The sequence below is a fragment of the Anaerobiospirillum succiniciproducens DSM 6400 genome (assembly GCF_000482845.1).
GTDB classification, from domain to species: domain Bacteria; phylum Pseudomonadota; class Gammaproteobacteria; order Enterobacterales; family Succinivibrionaceae; genus Anaerobiospirillum; species Anaerobiospirillum succiniciproducens.
Window position 1 is genome coordinate 64,803 of the sequence record NZ_AXWV01000013.1, and the last position, 20,486, is coordinate 85,288.

Consider the following 20,486-nt stretch of genomic DNA (forward strand, 5'->3'; position numbering starts at 1 on the left):
TAATAGGCTTTACAGCCTTGCGCAGCTGATCTTCTTCGCTTTGTGCTTGCTATGCTGAGCGGATCTTTTTCGCTTTTTGCTTGCTCTGCTTAGCTGATTTTCTTCGCTTTGTGCTTGGTCTACTTAGCTGATGGCACTCTTTTTAGGTCATGGACGCTATTCTAAATGGCTTAGATATCATCAGAACTGTTAATTTTCCCCAAAGCCATGCATACGCCTTATGTTCAGGTTATGATCTAAGGATAATCATCGTAATCTAAGGAAAGCTATGGCATCAGAGTCATCTCTCATTCTTGCAACCTTAGCGGTTAAAGATAATGAGGTAGTTAAGCAAGTATTGATCTCTTGTGATCCAAAGTCACAGGAGCTCATTGCTGCTAACTTTGACTCTATGGTCGCAAGCGTCATTAGCGCAAATCCTCAGACTACCTGCCCCGATCAGCTAAAAAACATCTCCGCTGAGCGACTCTTATTCTTATTTACTTGTGCAAGCAAACTCTTTTTTACTGGATGTAAAGAGCAAAAGTTTACAGCTACCCGCTTTAAAAATTATGGCCGCTTTGTAAGATCCATTACTACCTTTTGCCTTGCTAAGAGTGAGCTTTTAGATGAGGTACTAGACCTCATTGCCAATAAAACTATAAGCTCTCAAGATGCAATTAACTTCTTAAGCTGCTTACATCATGCTTCACTAAACTCACAGAGCTCTGACTTTAATGAGGAAAATACTGAGGCAACTAAGCTACATGCAAAGTTGCTTGCCAAACTTAGCCCACAGCAACATGACAAGCTCAAGCACATACAGCATGATCTGCTTGTAGATAAAGAGCTAGATATTGAGCACTTGAGTGCTGCTCAACTAGATTCATTACTATCAGGACTAAGCACTAAAGAGCAAATTGAGTACTCACTTAAGCTTAACTCATGCGATCTCTATCTTAAGTACGTACCTGAACACATCATGCAGGTACTTAAGGTTCATAATCTTGTCCATCTGAGCATCAACGCACAAGATAAGTCTCTTAAGCTACCTCAGGATGATGACGTTTTAAACTTAGTCATCAGCTTCAACGCCCTTGATAACCGTGAGCATTCATCCTCATATGCAAGCACTGCCACACAAAGCTCAGATACACCCGCACAGCGTTCACTTTGGGCAACACAGCTAAGCTTACTAGCAAAAGATTTAAGTTCGCTGCCTAAGCTGCAGTCACAGTACCTAGTCTATGGACGCAATCTAGCTCTCTTTGATAGCCGCATTAATCGTGACATTTGCTATCTTGATCTAGACGAGCTTGAGACTGTTCTCTTTGAGCAGCACAAAACTCTCTTTAGTGCAGTCACAACCCTCTCAAATAAGCTTGCTGAGCACTTTCCACGAGAGATGCCAAATGCTGCGCGACTCGATACTGCACGCCTATTCGTAATCTCCTGCTTGCTTAGCTCTAATGACCTTTCCAAACTGCAAATAGAGCTCAGCGAGGGCATTAGTCGTAAGCTAAACGAGCATCAGCTGCTTAAGTCATGCACCGATGCTAATAGCTCCATCTTTTCAAGCCGCATCATAGCCGATTTAAAAGCCCTTTTAAGCTCAATCTCCGCTGCATCTCAAGACGCTTATACAATGCGTGACATAGCTGCAGCAAAGGATGCTGCCGAAGCTGCCAAAGCCGACGCAGATGCAGATGCCAATGACGACGCAAGCACTAAAAGCGTTCCATCAGTTGCAAATGCTAAAGCCGATGATGATGCTGCTACTGCGGATGCCCCTGATGGCGCAGTTGCTGATGATGGCAAGGCGGCTGATTCGCTAGCTGATGATGCAGCGGCGGCTGATGTGGTGGATGCTGGCACATGCGCGTTTGATGATGGTGGGGACTTTGCCTCACAGCTGATGCGCTCGTTTATGCGCACGCTTAAGGTTGAAAGCTTTGCTAAGCTCTTAGGCAAGATCGAAAACTCACTCATCTTGGCACCACAATGCTTATTTGAAGCGCTCAATACTTATCTAAAAGTAGACTTTGCTTTTGCAGATGAGAGCTATCAGCTTATAAGCCATGAAAAGTTAAGATCTCAGCCTATTGCGAATGCCTGCCTTAATGACTACCTCATGAGAGTAAGTAGCCAAGGCACCTTACGCGCCGCATTCTTGCCTGACTGCGTGAAGGTGGGTGTAAGTGCACCACGCTCCTTGTTCTATTGTTCTCGATCAAGCTTAAGTCAGTTTATTCACTCTAAAGAGAATGTCGCTGAGCGCTGCTATGAGTTATTAAGCCCTTATGTACAGAGCTTTGATATCGATAATGACAAGAGCATTATTTGCTGTGACATTGATACTTTGGCTAAGCAAAGCTCTGTTACTGCAGATTTACTCGTTAAAGATCGTATCTATCTTTTAGGCTATGAGCGCGACTTACTCAACCACAGCTTCTATTTAAAGGCATTAAACGAATGCTATAGCCTTAAGTCTATTGCTATCGTGGATCCTACTTTAGCGCTTAAACTCAACTCTCTAGAGAGTAAGTACACTCTTATCTCGGGTGCTATGAGTGAAGAGCTCTTAAAGTTCACAACTAATGAGAGCTCTGTAAATAAGAGCGAAGATAAAAGTGCATCTACTGACAGCGCCCGCTCTAATGATCTTAGGCAAAAGCCTAAGGCAGAAAATCATCAATCTCGCGCTACTAAAGGCGCTGCAAATGATGAAAGTGAGCTTGGTTCTTCTATCGCATCTGATGATGGCCAAATTGCTGCGCATGAGAGTGATAACAGCGCTGCAAGCATGGCTGATGGTGGTGCTAGCCTCGATGAGATGGCATCAAATAACATCGATAGTTTTGTAGATCATACTAATAGCTACTCTGATAGCGATGAAGAGTATATCTCTGAGCGTATTGAGCGCGACATCGAGGTGCTTGATAGCGAGAGTGTAAGCAGCACAGCTTCAGGTGAGGATGAGCAGTCGCTGCTTGCCTCAGATTTTATTGATGAAAAGAACACTCTGATCATCGAAAAGCTCGATACCACAAAAGATCGTGAAGCCATTGCAATATATCGTGCTGAACGTAATCACGTCTTAGAGCAATTACTCTATGTCTATGACGAGCTCATCTGCCATATTCCGCTGCCTAACTGCCAAGGACGTGGCTTAGCAACCTCATCTCATGATGCGGCCTCTGCATCTACGGCTAAAGGCACAGCAACTAGCTTAAAGCCTACTGCAACCAATAATATTGCTGCGACTAACGCTCATGATAAAGAGACTAGCAATGAAGGTCTCAGCCATGCTCCATCTTGCCTAGACCTTAAGCTGCACTTTGTAAAAAGCAGCTCAACTAGCCACGCTGATGATGGCACTGAGCTTATCGATAACAAAGACAAATTAAGCGCCATCTTAAAACAGCCGCAGTTAAACACCCGCGATCGCTATAGCGAGCGTATGCTTGCCTACTATCTAAGTGAGCAGCTGCAGCTTATTACTAAGCTATTAGATAAACTTGTTACAAGCGACACTAATAAGAGCGGACGTAGTGAGGGTGCAGATAGCTGTGTACAGGCACTCTATGTTATTGCCTATACCAAGGATATTAAGCCTATAGCCCTCATTAGCAAGGCTTTAAAGCTCAATCTAGAGATCATCAGTCTTGAGGATATGCTTAATGGCAGAGTAAATCTGCAAAGCGTCTATGAGAGCTTGTGTTTACAAGCTCAAGTTAGCTCAATTCCTATCATTATCGATAATGTCTGCCTAGAAGAGTTTAGTGCTTTAGAGCCACTGTGCGAGGTGCTTGGTGGTGTAAGTACTGATAATGACTCACAAGCTGCCATTACTAAGAGTGCAGCGCTCTATCCGCATTTAAGCGCCTTAGGCTTACATATCTTAAAGAGCAAGCAGCGCCTTAAATCTTTAGCTCAGAACGATGAGAAGAGCTTAGATCCATACTACTCAGGCGAGCAGTCTTTAAGCGCTATGATTGAGGGCGTGATAGCACTCATTAAATCCTCTATCACTAACTTAGTCGGCACACTCGATCTTTACTGTATCGATGCCAATCTAACCTTACTCTCAGCGCTTGAAGATCATGCCCGCTTAAGCCATAAGCAGGCATATAAAGACGCCTTTATCGAGCTGCCATTATTTAGCTCCACACAAGAGCGTAATCATTTACTCTCACTCGTAAAGTCCTTTATCAGCAACGAAGTATCCTTTGATACCAAGCAGGCTTTAGGCAAATTAGACCTACTCTTACATCAGACTGGCTTTAACGCTCCTAATGGCGCTGCTTACGCTATCAAAGGTGCCGCCCCTGGCGCGGCTGCTGCTAGCGCTGCAGGTGCTACCGCCTATGCTGGTGCTAATGTTGCTGAATCATCACTAAGTGGTGCTGAGCCATATGGTGGGCCGTACGAAGGGCAGTATGGCGGCCCATATGGCGGTGATCCATATCATGATGCGCCATTTGATGATGGCTATAGCGCTGCTCCTCGCTTTGATACAGGTCGCGATGACGACTTTAATGCAGGGGCTCATTGGCATGGCGATAGTCACTTTGGTAATGAGCATCACTATGGCATGGATGGCCAGGGTAAAGGCGATTTTGATGCTCAAAGTCAGCGCCGCTCTGATCGTGTTGCGCTTACTGCCTTTGAGAGTGATAGCCGAAAGAGACATGAGCTTGATGACTTAGTCGATGAAGGTCAAAAGGGGCAGCAAGCTATTAAGCGAGCTATGGGCGTTATCTCCAAACTCTTTATTGGTGGACATGAGTGGCGCTCTTATCAAGCTCAGGCCTTGCCGCATATTCTAAGCAAGCGTAACGACTATTTAATTAGCATTCCAACAGGCGGTGGTAAGTCAGTACTGTTCCAAGGACCAGCACTGTATCGCTCTAACTTTTCTAAGCGACTTTCGATCGTTGTATGCCCGCTTAAAGCTTTGATTCTTGACCAAGTAATTGAGCTGAGAAACAAAGGCTTTACTAACGCAGATTATTTATCCTCTGACCGTGGCTATCGCGATATTCAGGAGAGTTATGCCAATATTATCTCTGGCAAAACCAATCTTCTGTATGTAACTCCTGAGCGCTTTAGATCCCGTCACTTCTTTGAGACTATTTGTGCTCGTTTTGAGCGCGATGGTGGCGGTGAGTATTTGGTCTTTGATGAGGCCCACTGTATCTCACAATGGGGCAAGGAATTTAGACCTGACTATCTTAATGCGGCCAAGATTTGTCGTGTCTTGCGTCAGTGTTTTGATCTGGCCATTATCATGTGCTCTGCCACTATGACCACACAGGTCTCTACTGAGCTCATGAGCTACCTCAACAATCCTCTGCGTTTAGGCGAGAGTAGTGACAATTACAATCCTATTCGTGAGCACATCAAAATTCAGATGCGACAAGTATCTGAAGACTTTGAAAGCCGCATTAGCGCGATCTTAAATTTCATCAATGAAGAGAACATCGACTTTGACCAAAGCCGCATGATCATCTTCTGTCAAACACGCAAGCTCTGTGAGAAGGTCTCACATGCTTTAGAGTCGGCTGCATACACCTTTATTGCAGAGAAAAGTATTGACCGCACTGTAGCGCACGGTAGGCTTAATCTTGCCCACTTGGGTCCAATTGCCAAGATCGCTGGCCATGTGGATTTCTTTCACGCAGGCCTTTCTGCTGCAGCGCGTAAGAATCTCTTTGAGCGCTATAAAGACGATGATTCTCAAACACAAGATAGCGCCTCACAAGATACTGTCGATGATGTTTTGTCATCAGAGCAGCATAAAAATTTAGATAAGCCTATCTATGTCCTATGCGCCACAAAAGCCTTTGGTATGGGCATGGATATTCCTAATATCCACTATGTAGTGCACTTTAGCCCACCAGCTGTCTTTGAAGATTACTTACAAGAAGTCGGTCGTGCTGGCCGTGATATGCAAGCCTACTTTAAGGCTTTTCCAAACGGTACCAAGATCCCTGCTTTATGTCTGTACTGCCAGAGTGATTTTGAAAAGGCTAATGAAAAGATCAACAGCCAGCTTATAAGCTGGAATCAGCTCATTGATGCAGATAAGTCGCTGCGCTCATATATTAAGCACTTTAGATCACTTGAAGAGGCCAAGAAAACTCCGGTACTAACGCCTATTGATGTCGTTAGCCGTAGTCGTAATAAGATCTTAGTCCCAAGCTCGAATGAGACTAATACCCATAACCGTATCATCTTAAGCTACCTTGAGGAGCTAGGACGCATTTGCACGCAGTTTAATGGCCTGTGTCCGCTGCCAGTTCGTATCGACTACGACAAGCTCAAGAGGCACTTAAGTACGATTAAGATTGCCCAAAACTATCTTATCTCTGAAGATGCAGCTAAATCCGATCTCTTTAGCTCCACGGATGATGATACTCCGCGTATCACCATCTCAAGCAAGATGAGCTCAGATCCTATATCTAAACTTGCCGCTGCTGCTTTAGGCCTAACTAGCAATGAAAGCGAGGACAAAAGTGCTAGTGAGCATAGCTATCAGGATAAGACACATCAAGATAGTGACGCCTTTATTGTGCGTGATCGCGATATCCTCGATCATGAATCAAGATCACTAAACGAGTTCTTAATTGGTTCAGCCCTGCTCAAGCTCGTTGATCAAGCTAAAAGCGCCAGACTCGAACGCAAGGCCAAAGCTCAGCAAGATAAAGATGCAGAAAAAGCAGCTGCGCCTTTAGCTGATGAGCAAGCTGCTGCTCTTGTAGATGCTAAGGATGATGCAGCTAAAGATGCTAATGACTCAGCACTAGAGGCTGCTGCTTCGCTCATTGCAGCTGATGTACAGGCAAATGCACCAAGTACAGACGATGAGGATGATAGCGCCGATGAAATTATGAGTGCTAAGAACGCTCATAATTCTGATAGTGAAGATAGCACCGAGCTCTCAGATAGTTCTGATATCTCTAAGAGCACTGATAGTGCTATTGCAACGGTGCTTGATGAAGATTTTGATGAGGACAAAGATTTAAGCGACCATGTACTGATTGCATCTGATGTAGATCAGCTTGTTGATGTAGCTAAGCTTTCACGTGAGAGCAAGCTCTCGAATGCACAGGTTATCAATGCGTTAATTGAGCTGATGCAGCGCAATACTCTGGAAATTGCAGCTCCATTTAGCATCGACTTTTTGGAGCATCGTCGCCATGAGGTGGGCTATTTCTTTAATCCAAATGACGTAGCATATAGACAATATGAGCAGTATATTGCCACGCATCTACCAACCATCTCAATTGCGATACAAGTGCTACGCTCTGTCTTTTCTGATGGATACTCTACATACCTAAGAGCCCTTAAGATCGAGGCTGAGCGCTATGAGGAAGATAGCCTTTTCTTTAAACGCCATGGGTATAACCAACGTACCTTCAAGCGCAATGGACGCACATCTGACATTGATGGGCATTCATTAGATGGCTTTGAGCAAGTTCAGTATCAAAACTCTGATCAAGAGTCGATTGAACAAGCCAAGAAGGCTTTCAATGTTGTTGATAGTGAGGAGTACTCACTGTCAGCTGCCTCTTCTAGTAATGCTGATGGTTCTTCTAATCCTCAAGGCATGCAATCACAGGAGCATAAGTCCTATCGCAATATCTTATTCACCCGCAAAAAGTGCTTTAACTTAGTACAAGAGTTTATGGATCCTTTATTGCCTGATTGTAAGCTCTATGAGGTCAAGAAAGTTATCAAGAGCACTAAGAGCGATCCAAATAAAAATGGACTTGTGGATACATCAGAGGAAGTTATCACTAATGTATTTCAGTTCATGCCTTGGTTTGAGAAGGAAAATCACTCGAGCCATTTGCGGGTAGAGGTTTATGCAGAGAAAGTTGCCACCTCTATCTTTAGGTTGCTTGCCAATACCGCCTCATATTTACCAGGCATTAAAGTAAGCTACGATAAGCAACGCTACCATGATGTGGCTTCAGCCGATGCTTTATTGCTTGAAGTAAGCAACAATGCCTATGAGCTCTTTTTGGATGTGATGTATGAAGATCTCCTCTTGATCATCGAATTTTTACAATCACGCAATTTACAGAGTACTCAAAGCTCTAACAACGTCCATCAAGACCTGCTCCATAACTATCAGCAAAATCCAGCATTAGCTAATGCCGCACAGAGCACTAGTGATACTAATGAAGAGCAAGCAAGCCTTGCAAATAGCTATACTTGGCATGATAACTGGTGTGCCGTGATCAATATGCTCGGCCTCATGCACAGGGACTCGATCAATCTTAGGAATAAATACGAGCTTAAGCACTCACGCAATAATGCATATGATGCTTACAACAAGCTCTCTGAACAAATCTACGGCTATAACTACTTTAGATTTATTCTCGATGCTTTAGGCACCTTAAACTTCATTAAGAGCTCATCTTTAATGAGCTTTGGTATTGAGATCTTTACCTTAGATGGCTGCAAGAGTGATATCGATGCGGCCGATACTGAACAATCGAAGTTTTACAATAAGCGTAGAGAGTTTGAGCTTATCGAACAATTTAGACGTCTGCGTATTAGCATCATGCAGCTGTTCTGTGAACAAGTGCCTGAGAGTATGCGCAACTCGTTTATTCAGAGCATCTTCCAGTCTAAAAACTCCGATGACTTTGTTAACAATATTGCTAAGTTCTCTAACAAGAACAGCCTGCTACTGCAGCAGCTGCAGGCTCATGCTTTAGAACTTGAAGAGAGCAAGCTTGTTGATAATGAAGAGCAATGGCAGATCTATAACGCTCCGCTTAATCAAAATATCAATGTTATGGCAGGTCCAGGCTCTGGTAAGACTCACATCTTAACCATGAGAGCAGCTCGTTTAGTGTATCGCGAGCACGTCGCTCCTGAGTCAATCTTAGTACTTGCCTATAACCGCGCTGTAGTTATCGAGCTTAAAAACCGTTTAAGCACACTCTTTAGTGAGCTTGGTATGCCGCGTCTTGGTCGTCGCATCAAGGTCTTTACCTTCCATGGTTTAGCCAAACGCTGTTTGCAAGGCAAGCTAAACGATATCGAAACTTCCTCATGGGAGTTAGCTCTTGCCAGTGCCCTGCAGCTGGAGCCGCAGCAATTTACAAGCCTATTCCCACGTCTTGAGTACCTCATGATCGATGAGTTCCAAGACATTACTGCTACTCGTCTGCAGGTGCTTAATCTCATCGTCAGTCAGTATCAGGATTTACGCTTGTTTACCATTGGCGATATTAATCAAAGTATCTACGGTTTCGATCGCATCAATAATCATGGCAGCAATCAGCGTATTAGTGTGCAAGAGTATGCAGCTAAGCTTTGTCCTGAGCCGTATTATTACTACTTGCAACAGCGCTTTAAGCCTGTCACCATGACTTTATGCCGCAATTACCGCTCTTATCCAGACATCCTCAAACTCGCCTCCGAGTTTTTAAAGGATAAGACTTACTTGCCAGTTAGCGATCCTAAGATCGCAAGCTTTGCGCCTAAGCATGAGTACGCCCGTGTTTACGATCTTACCGAGAATCCTAACAACTTATGGTACGAGCTCTTTAAGAAAACCTTTGAGTTTGCTCGTAAGAAAAACCGCGAGTCTATCGAGCTCATTAAACAAGGCGAGGCTCTCCTTAAGAGCACACTACAAGAGTTTGACCTTAAGCTAAATGCCAATGACCATCAAGCTAAGCCTCTAGCCATTGAGCAAAAGAATCCTACAGTAGCGAGCGCAGATGACCATCAAGCTAAGCCTCTAGCCCTTGAGCAAAAGAATCCTACAGTAGCGAGCGCAGATGCCAAAGATACCGATGATGATTCTGCCGATGCTGCTGAAGAGTTTGTAGCTACAAATTTTGTAACTACAAACCTTGAATTAATCAACTCTTTTGACAAGGGCCTAAGTACGCTTAGCAAATTCATAATCGATGTTGCTGATGAGAGCATAAATGCGATTAGCGAGCTAATAAGCGATATTGCTGATGAGGGCCCAAAAGCGCTTAGCAAGCTCTTAAGCGATGATGACGACGATGAGCTGCCTGACTTTATTGAAGATGACCATTCTCAGGATGATGAAAGTGCTGATGCTAAGGACAAGGTAAGTGCCAAGCAAAAAGCTGAGGCTGATGCTAAGGCCAAGGCAAAAGCCAAAGCTGAGGCTAAACTAAAAGCCAAGGCTGAGGCCAGAGCAAAACAAGAAGAGCTTGTATTGCGCAGGCAAATTTCTGAGTCTAAAAAGGATGTCGATCTTAAGCACATCATGGATGAGGTTAGTGCCGAGATTGAGCTTAATAACCGCAAGCAACAGGCCTACGATCTCATCAAAGAAGGTGAACGTCGCTCGATTAAGACTATTGCACTGCTCTTTAGAACCAATAACGATGTTTATCGCGGCTTAAGCAAGATCAAGAACAGCATTCCAGACTATGTGCATTTGCATATTCAGGGTGGTAGCTCACTTGCGTGGTTTAGAGAACGTGAACTCTATGAGATCGCCAACTATATCTATCAAAATAGAGAGCGTGTCTGCATTAGCGATGATCTAATTGTAACTTCTGAGGAGAGCTCACTTGAGCAAAACAAGAGTACAGCTCAAGAGATTAAGGAGCTGTGCATATATTTAATGCAAATGTTCCCGCTGTGGGATAAGGTGCTGCTCGACATTGCTTATTGCACAGTACTGAGCTTTATTGACTCAATTGATGAGCAAGATGGCAAAGTACACTTTGAAGATCTCTATGAGTACTATGTAGATATCTTAGGCAGTGATGATGGTGGTCAGATCTTCAAACTCTATGAGCGCTATGGTTCTAAGCGTATTTTAGGACACGATAGTGGTCAAGATGAGGGCTTGCAAGTCGTAATGACTACTATGCACAAGGTTAAGGGCTTAGAGTTCGACTTAGTAATGGTCGTACCTACCTTTGCTCCGCTGCCTCTGAGTGAGCATATGAACGTCTCTAATTTGCATGGCTTCAAGCGCTCAAACTATAAAGACGCAGCTAGCGCCGCACAAGCAGCGAAAACTATTCCGCTCTTTGATGATGAGCTTGCTGACTTTGAAGAAGAGCGTCGTCTGTACTATGTGGCATACACCCGTGCTCGCAAGTACTTACGCGCCTTTAAGGCCGATCGTGAAAAAGCTTTAGATGAAAATCGTCGCTATATCTACGAGCGCGAACAAGTCTCACAATTTAGTGAAAAACAGCCGCAATTAGATCACTATTTCATAAGCTTTACAGCGCAAGCTAATAACTTTGGCATCAACGATTACATCCGCAATTTCGTTAAGCGCAATGACAGTGTGATGCTGCAATTAGTACGCGTTAACAATGGCATCAATGGCTATAGCCCACGCTCTTTCCAAGAACAGTTTGTGTGCTATATCCTCCATCAAAAAGATGAACAATCAAGCCCATGCATCATTGGTCGCTTGTCGCAAAAGAATCCAATCTTCAATGCCATGATTAAATACAATGTGGAGTTAGTTGATGGCTTGTTTATTAGTAATATTGCCACTTGGACATACCAAGACACCTTAAACTCAGATGAGCGCCGCGCCAATGAGGCCTTAGCTAACCATCAAAAGGAGCCATTTGCTTACTCTAAGCTCTGGTGCAATGAGGCTAAACGCGCAGGCTTTGTCTATGTCATCATGCTCGCAGGCTACGGTCATCCATATTCGCCAAAGGCTTAACCTTGGACATAGCCTTGAGCTGGAGCTGGAGTTTGGCTCCGGCTATGCTCTGGAGATTGAGCTGGAACTTGGGCTCGCTCTGGAACTTGAGCTTGAGCAGTAACTTGGGCTTGGGCTTGGGCTTGGGCAGTAACTTGAGCTTGAGCTGGAACTTGGGCTTGCGCTGGGATTGCACTGCCACTTTGTTTTGATGCGATGATGAGCCCTTGCCTGCACGAGGTGACCGCTAAAATTGTGGATAGCTGCTTGTGCAAATTAGGCAAACTTTGTTAAGTTTTGCCGATTATTGTTAAATAATTGCACAATTGATGTGCTTTTGCGTGTTCTTTTTGGCATAATTGCGCAGTCTCTAGGCGATGGCGGTAAGGAGTTTATTTACGACGCCACGTGTTTAGGGGCTAGCTTCATGCCCTTGCGGTACAGGGTTTGAGCTTGTTGTGAAGCTATAGACGTGTTATTGCCTTGAGCTAAGAGGCGGGCGATAACTAGGGGAGGTGCCGCTAACTAAAGGCTAAGTGAACGAGCGACCACTTACCTTAGACGATATGCTCTATCGTCGATCTAGGCAAAATAAGGGATTCTTATGAGCCGAAATGATATTCTCAAGAGCAATGCCTCTGATGTTGCACATCATGGCGCATTCGATCTTGAGCAATACGCTTCTCAAATGAAGCAGTTAGATGCTGAAGCCCTCTACACTTTTATTGCAGCTGTAGTGGTAACTTTAGTGTTCTGGCTGTCTATCTTCTTCACCCACGACTCTTCAGTCACTCTCTTGCATCTACCTTTGTGGTTTGTTCTAAGCTGCCTTGGTGGTTATGCTTTCTCTGTTATAGCTGTTATCTTCTTAGTAAAAGTTTGCTTAAAGTCCATGGCTCTAAAAGTGCCATCCTATAAGCACTCTGATGATGGCTTAACTGTAGCTAATAACAAGAATAATTCTATCTAAAGGTAGCTTACAAGACATGACTAACGTTCTTCCTTTGCTGCCAATAGGTATTTTCTTTGCCGTTCTTTTAACTATTGGCTACATCACTTCATATCGAGCTAATCGTGCAGCTCACTTTAAAAAAGAGTATTTCTTAGGTTCGCAAAACTTAGGCGGCATCGTTTTAGCGATGACCTTAGTTGCAACCTATGGCTCTGTATCTTCATTCATCTCAGGACCAGGTGTTGCTTGGAATCTCGGTCTTGGTTGGGTGGTCTTTGCCGCACCTCAGATCATTACTGCATTCTTGATCTTAGGTATGCTCGGCAAAAGAATGACTATCCTTGCTCACCGCACTGATAGTCTTACTGTTATCGACCTCTTATTTGAGCGCTTTAAGTCTCGCACTGTATCTTTCATCTTAGCGGTGATGATGGTGCTGTTCTTTACTGCCATGATCGTCGGTCAGTTCATTGGCGGCGCTCAGATCTTTGCAGGTCTTACTGGTATTGATTACAGCTTTGGTCTCATTATCTTTGCCCTGGTGACGGTTTTATACTCATCAGGTGGCTTTAGAGCTGTGGCCATTACTGATGCTGTCTGTGCCTTTTTAATGTTACTGGGCATGTTCATCTTAGCTTACGTCATCATCTCTGAAGGTGGTGGCATTGCTGCTATTATGGACACTCTTTCTAAGGTAAACATTGATGAGGCTACTGGCATTAGCCGTAATCTTGAGTTTAACGCTGGCGGCAATCTTTCTTTAGGCTTACTGTTCTCATCATGGGTCTTAGTAGGTTTTGCCACTGTGGGTCTACCACAGAGCTTAGTGCGTTGCATGGGTTATAAGTCATCTCATGATCTGCACAAGTCCATGATCATCGCTACCGTAGTTTGTGGTGCACTGATGATCGGTATGACCATGCTTGGCGTACTCTCACGTGCGGTTATTACTGAGATGCCAAAGGCAGGTACCGATGCGGTGATCCCAACTCTGCTTGCAACTAAGATGCACCCGATCATTGCCGGTGTAACAATCTTAGGCCCATTAGCAGCAACCATGAGTACTGTAAGCTCACTGTTAATTGCAGCTGCTTCTGCCATCATTCGTGATTTATTTAAGTCACTCCACCGCGATAGCACCACTGCATCTGCAAGCAAGCCATCTGCAGCCGCTGCCGCTGCTGTCGCCGATAGCACTGCAGCAGAAGCTAATGCAGCTGATAGCACTACTGCAGCTAAAAAGAGCGCATCAAATGAGGAGCACGAACTCATTAAAGATGCCTCAAGCAGTGCCATTAGCTATCATGAGAAACTCATTGCCCGTGGTACCACCATGGTGATGGGTGTGGTCGCAATTACCCTTGCTCTTTTCCCAATGGATATTGTGGTGTGGGTAAATCTGTTTGCGTTTGGTGGTCTTGAAAGTGCCTTTGTATGGCCAATTATTTTGGGCATGTTCTGGAGACGTTTTAACACCTGTGGTTTATTAACCTCCATTGCATTGTCACTTTCAGTCTATGCCATCTTCATGATCTTTAAACTGCCATTCTTTGGCTGCCATAGCATTGTTCCTGCAATGTTAGCTGGTCTTATCGGTGCTTTTATTGGTACCTATATTGGCAGTGCGATCTTAGGACAACGTATGAGCAAGGAGACCCATATGATCTTCTTCCCTCACAAACCAATGCTCGACTAGTCCTAACAAGAATGCTCTACTAAGTCCCAAAAGTACGAGCGCCGCTAGCTTAAACCAAGCAATAAGCTAGAGCCAAATACTACAAAGGCCGGTGATAACATGCTTAGGCATGAGCTCACTGGCCTTTCTAGTTATGAATAACGCACTTACAAGCGCCTATTAATCATTATCTACATCATCTTGATACAGATTGAAGCCTTGCGGCAATCCATATGAGTAGCCAGCATCCTTAAACTTCTCAGTGGCCCTTTCATAAGATGAAACACCCTTAGGTCTATACCCACCGCCATTTTGCGCACCACCATAAGCATTGCCACCATTTTGAGTGCCACCATAATCATTGCTAACCGGTGCAGCACCTCGGCCCTGTCCAAAAGCTCTTGGATCTACTCTGCGCTGATCTTGATGTGCATAGGCTCCATCACCATCTGCTGCATTTGCAGCCGCATAAATATCTTGTGTAGCTTCATTAGCATATGGCTCAGAGTTATTGGCTCTTGGAGCACGTGCTCTAGAGTATGCTCTTTGATTGTCTGCAGCAGCCTTAGGTTTGCCTACTTGCTCACTTTGGTTAGATTCCAAGCAATTTAAGAACTGAGATACGCTCATGGAGCCATTCTCATCTTCCTCTTCGGCAAAAGGATTATCACCAAATGGAGAATCACTTTCTTTAGCAAAAGGCGAGCTTGCTGACTCATAAGAGGCATATGGCTCACTTGGCTCAGAGCCATGATCCTCATCCTCGAATGCTACCGTCTCAGCTGCACAATGCTCTGAGTTAGTACCATCAGCGCTATGGTTCTGATACTGCTCCTGACCATAACCGTTTGCAGCTTGGTTATAGCCCTTTTCTGCTGGCATGCCATAACCACTTTCTGCAATCGTTCCATAGCCGTTATCTTGGCCATAGCCTGGTTCTTGGTTATAACCATAGCCATAGCCTTGAGGTGGTACTGGGCCGTTGCCTTGGCTATTGCCTTGTGCTTGGCTATAGGCTTGTGCTGGCCCGTAGGCTTGGGCTTGTGCTTGACCGTAGGCTTGGGCTTGGCTTGGCTGATTTGAAAAGCCTGGGGTTATAGCCTGGGTTGGGGCCTGCGATGCGGCTAGTTGTCGGCGTGGGGCGATAACTTGAGGGATAGCTTTGGCTTTGGCCTCTTTACCGCTAAGACGCTCGATCTTGGAGGAGTGCGAGAATGATAAGGTGCGCTGCTTGTTAAGCTTCTCGTACCAAACGACATACTCACCTTCAACTACTCTAACTTCAAGTACATGACCATAGCCTAAGATCTTGTGATGGAAGCGCTCACCGACCTGCAGTAGATCAGGATTGTAACTTGAGTGAGTAACAGCCTGCTGCTTTATAACCTTCTCTGGGGCCTTACCAATACTGATGAAGTCTTGATCTTTTAGCTCACCGATAAAACGAGATGGCTCACGAGTGTACCTTTCTTTCTTAGCACGGTTTAAGAGCTCACCACCGGCCTCAACTAAGAATAGCTGCTTACAGGCACGGGTCATAGCCACGTACATGAGGCGGCGTTCTTCAGCAACATTCTGCTCGTTAATGGAGTTCTTAGTTGGGAAGATGGACTCATTAAGACTAATCACAAAGACGTAATCAAACTCTAGGCCCTTAGCGTTGTGCACGGTCATCAGGCTCACTGGAGCAATGCCTTGATTAGCATCGAGCGAGTTCATGAGTGCAATCTGTCCGATAAAGTCGGCTAGATTTACATCATCGTCATGATTCTTCTTAAAGTCGCTTAAATAGGTTCTTAAGCTAGCGAGCTTTTCTAAACGCTCGTCTTCACCAGATTGTTTTAAAAACTCATCATAGCCAGAGTCATTTAAGATGATCTCTAAATCATCACTTGGACTACGGAATGGAGCTGAGGCAAGCTTGTTCATCATCTCGATGAACTTGCTCATATTATTGCCTGGGTTTAAGAAAGGATCATCAATGGCCATGCTCAAGGCACGGTATAAAGAGCAACGATGATTACGCGCAATCTCTTCTAAGCGCTCCATACGCTTCTTACCAAAGCGACGTGGCGGCACATTAGCAATACGTCTAAAGGCTACATCATCATCAAGATTTACTCTCAGACGTACATAAGCGATAACATCACGAATTTCTTTGCGATCAAAGAAGCTCAGATCGCCCACCATATTGTAGACAATCTTACGTGCCGCGAGCTCTTGCTCTAAGATGAGAGCAATAAAGTGCGAGCGGTATAAGACGGCAATGCTAGCCTCAGGATCGTGACTTTGAATATCCTTAATCGTTCTGCCAACAAACTTTGCCTCAATAAAGCTATTGCCAGCATGAGCCACGATTGGCTTGAGTGTATGCACACTCTTAGGCTTGTTTTTCTTATAGTAATTGTCTCTTTCTTGCTGCGCACCATAGCGGCCACGTGCTTTGGTAGTAGCAGTACCAATTGGTGGAAAGTAGTTCTCGGTATGAGGGGCATTATGCTCTTGATCTTGGCTGCCAAGGTTAGCAAAGGAGGCGTTAGCAAGATCGGTATTGCTGCCATCTAAGTTGCCTGTAGATGCATAACTTGACTCATCATTAGCATCGAAGTTGATGCCCACACGACGCAGCTTATTTTCTTTTTTGTAGCCGACGGTTTTCTTGAGCCTATCGTACATAGGCTTGCCCACCTGAGTACTAAACTCCTCAGGTATGACCTCATCACAATCATCTTCAAAAATAGAGCTAAAGTCCTCATCACCAAATGGTGACTCGTAGCTCTCATCTTGAGTTGGATCGTAATAGAGAGTTTGCTCAGGCTGAGCTAAAGCTGCAGGTACATTACGATTCGCAGCGTTGCCTAAATAGGACTTATTTTGAATCTCTCTGGCTACTTCCTTACTTAACTCTTCATCAGGCTCATAATTTGGATCAATTACGCTGACCATATCGTCTAAGGTAATATCACCACGCATTGGTTCTAAAGGCAGGCGCTCAGGATCTAAATTATTTGAGATCACCGAGTAGGCAGCCTGCAGAATATTGCCTTGAGAGCGATAGTTCTTAGTCAGATGTAATTGCACGCCATCTTCGTCAGCATGAGCGTCAACAAAGCCTTTAAAGTACTCGACGCGAGCACCTCTAAAAGAGTAGATGGTCTGATCAGGATCGCCCACGATAAAGAGGTTTTGATTAAAACCTGCCAAGATCTCCACTAACTCATACTGATCTCTATCGATATCCTGAAACTCGTCTACCAAGATATATTCAAGACGCTCTTGCCAACGCTGTCTGACCTCAGGGAAGTTCTTTAAAATGTGCAGCGTGAGTAAGATGAGATCATCAAAGTCGAGAGTATATGTACTTCTTTGGGCAAAGAGATAGCGCCAATAGAGCTTTAAAGTATCTTCTGTAGCGCTGCTAGAGCGATTGAGCAAGATTGAAGAGTCATCGCCAACAAAATCAGGGATGTAGTCTTTTGTCTCTTTAGTAGAGTCAATAAACTCCCAAGCCTTACGTAAGTTGAGCTCCTTACCATTGATGTCGCACTCTTTGTACAGAGGTCTTAAGATCTCTTTAACATCGTTAACATCGGCAATGGTAAACGTCTTAGGCCAGCCTAAAACACTGATCTCTTCACGCAAAAAGCTAGCGCAAAAGCCGTGGAATGTAGTGATAAATGGATTGCCAATAGCATTGCCGCACAGAGCCTTCACACGCTCCTTCATCTCGGCTGCAGCTTTGTTAGTGAAGGTTACGCACCACACAGATCGTGGTGAGATACCGTATTCACTAATTAAATAGGCATAGCGATAGGTCAGAGTCTTGGTTTTACCAGTACCTGCACCCGCGTGAAGACACACATAACCCTCGGTGATTTCAACCGCAGTACGTTGTTCTTCGTTGAGTACATCTAACCACTCAGACATGTTGTCCCCACTAATTGATCACTAATTTGCGTAGCTACTGATCATATCAGCAATAGCGCATACTCCCAAATTCAGGAGTGCAATCATACACGCTAAGACATGTATGAAAAATTACGAGCAGTACTTATGAACAGTTCTTTAAGTTAAGCGCGACCTTGCCAAGAATACGCAGGCTATTAGCTGCACAATCTAAATACTCAGCGGCATCGAAACATAAGTCAGAGAAGCTTAGCGCACTTAAATCTGTAGTAGCACTCTCATCAAAGTTATTGAGCATTAGTGCGCACTCTTCAAGCGCCTCAAGATCAATACCTGCTGCGACTATGGCATCAGCGCTACCGTACTTAGATTGCGCAAGATAAATAAGCTCATGGCCTAAATAGTTGAGGCCATTAACAATGGAGTACATATTCTTAGTTACCATTTGCACGAATGCTTCAGGTAGCACAAAGAGCTCCATGAACAGATTGTTATTGAGTCCTGCAGCAAGCTCATCTTGTGCAAAAACCGGCATATCCGCATCAGAGCCATCAACTAAGATCCAATCTTGCAGCATCTGATGGGCAATAAGACGTGATTGTCTTAAAGTTGCTCGAATCGCACTAGCTCTTGCCTCCATACTCATATGAGCAGCGCATTGTGGCTCATCATCACATGCATCATCTGATGTAAGAGCAGAATCATCACAAGAGCAATCCTCATCTTCAAATGACTCTTGAGTACCCTCTAATTCCTTAAGGCGCTCATCAAGCTCGTCTAGAGAGATTTTGCGGGCAGCAAACTCTGAAATTGCATGAGCAGTAATGTCTACAATACATTCTTTTAGCGAGACCAAATTCTCTAAAGTCTCATTAGGATTCTTGGCACTGTCCTTATCAAAAAAGCTCTTATCGTATAGCGGCATAGCAATAAAACTCCTCATCTAACCTAAATATTATAGAGGCTATTGCTCATGGTGAGTTTACTGTTTTTCTCAACATCAGCTTGTAGACACAAAAGTAAATAAATGGCGATGCAGGTTCATCCATGAACTGCGATCTCAATACGTAGCTATGACAATATCTTAGTATCTACACTCTAAGATCTTAGGCAACGAGAATTACGACAAGTTGATTGTAGGAAGGATGCTTTAGCCACTGCGGCGGCAAAAGATGAGCTTTGCAGTTAAATGATATCAGCAATGAGGGGCCATCTTGGCTTAAGCCTATGCGCCGTGTCGGTACATAGGCTTTTATCGGTTTAGAAGCTGTTGCTACTTAACCTTTGGACCGTCTGAGATCTTGGTAAAGTCAAAGAGGTTGCGATCTAAGAGGTGGGATGGAACGACGTTCTTGAGCGCCTTAAAGATGATATCTGGACGCTTTGGATATTCCTTTTCCCAAGCGCGAATCATGCGCAGCATGGCAGCACGCTCTTCGTTTTCACCATAGCCACATAAGCCCTTTGGCAGGATTGGATACTCCTTGAGCTTAGATAAGGTGGTGAGATCTTTTTCCTTACAGTACACCAGTGGACGAATCACAGTGAGATCGTCGTTATCATTACGAAGAATTGGCGGCATGGTCTTCATAATGCCTGAGTAGAACAGGTTTAAAAAGAAAGTCGCTAAGACATCATCACGATGGTGGCCTAAAGCAAGTTTATTAGCACCAATCTCACGAGCGATGGAGTATAAGAAACCGCGACGCATACGTGAGCAAATAGAGCACAGGCGAGTGCCCTCTGCAGTCTTGGCCTTGGAAATTTCATAAACTGGCTTCTTTAAGCAGAAGAAATCTAAACCTACTTTACGTAAGTGCCCCTCTACTACGCCCTCAGGAGAACCTGGGAAGCCTGGATCAATATGTACAGGAACTAAGGTAAATGGAATTGGAGCAGAGCGCTTGATGGACAGCAGCAGATCAAGCATGGCATAGGAGTCTTTACCACCTGAAATACATACCATGATCTTATCGCCTGGCTCAATCATGCCGTAATCACCAATGGCATGACCTACCTTACGACGCAGACGCTTAAAGAGCTTATCTGCCTTGTACTTAGCCTCTTTGTCCTCGATATTGAAATAAGGACTTACCTTACGGCCATATTCATCTGCTTTAGATGGCAGATCGTTGTCATCACGCACTTGTTAATTCCTCTAATGGCGCTGCACTTGAAAAGCGTAAGCACCCATCTTGATGATGTAAGTACTTTCGCTTTTCGGCGTCTTACTAATCCGATCTCAGGCTGACTTGAGAGCCTGTCTTGTTAATCGCAATACATGCGAC

7 protein-coding genes are annotated in these 20,486 nt (G+C 44.5%); 3 read left to right on the forward strand and 4 right to left on the reverse strand.

What is annotated here, in order from left to right:
• Positions 1-268: 268 nt before the first annotated feature.
• On the forward strand, positions 269-11,686 hold the full coding sequence (locus H524_RS0101365) for a DEAD/DEAH box helicase (protein ID WP_027938941.1): 11,418 nt from the start codon (positions 269-271) through the stop codon (positions 11,684-11,686).
• Here H524_RS0101365 and H524_RS0101370 read toward each other — a convergent pair.
• Positions 11,683-11,940 (reverse strand): hypothetical protein, encoded by a 258-nt coding sequence (locus H524_RS0101370; protein ID WP_027938942.1) that lies wholly within the window; start codon positions 11,938-11,940, stop codon positions 11,683-11,685. The genes H524_RS0101365 and H524_RS0101370 overlap by 4 nt on opposite strands.
• Before the next feature lie 329 nt (positions 11,941-12,269).
• On the opposite strand from H524_RS0101370, the gene H524_RS13600 reads away from it, so the two are divergent.
• Positions 12,270-12,635 carry a YhdT family protein gene (locus tag H524_RS13600; protein ID WP_052338833.1) on the forward strand — a complete coding sequence of 122 codons (366 nt, stop codon included), beginning with the start codon at positions 12,270-12,272 and terminating at the stop codon, positions 12,633-12,635.
• Positions 12,636-12,651: 16 nt separating this feature from the next.
• Complete coding sequence (gene panF / locus H524_RS0101380; protein ID WP_044121209.1) at positions 12,652-14,313, forward strand: sodium/pantothenate symporter; 1,662 nt, start codon at positions 12,652-12,654, stop codon at positions 14,311-14,313.
• A gap of 159 nt (positions 14,314-14,472) precedes the next feature.
• Here panF and H524_RS16185 read toward each other — a convergent pair whose 3' ends face one another.
• From H524_RS16185 to ttcA, 3 genes are all read right to left on the reverse strand, one after another.
• Positions 14,473-18,219 carry an ATP-dependent helicase gene (locus H524_RS16185; RefSeq protein ID WP_027938944.1) on the reverse strand — a complete coding sequence of 1,249 codons (3,747 nt, stop codon included), beginning with the start codon at positions 18,217-18,219 and terminating at the stop codon, positions 14,473-14,475.
• 124 nt (positions 18,220-18,343) lie between these two features.
• Entirely contained in the window at positions 18,344-19,123 is a 780-nt protein-coding gene (locus H524_RS0101390; RefSeq protein ID WP_027938945.1) for a hypothetical protein, read from the reverse strand.
• Positions 19,124-19,471: 348 nt separating this feature from the next.
• Positions 19,472-20,344 (reverse strand): tRNA 2-thiocytidine(32) synthetase TtcA, encoded by an 873-nt coding sequence (ttcA, locus tag H524_RS13610; protein WP_052338834.1) that lies wholly within the window; start codon positions 20,342-20,344, stop codon positions 19,472-19,474.
• Positions 20,345-20,486 lie beyond the last annotated feature (142 nt).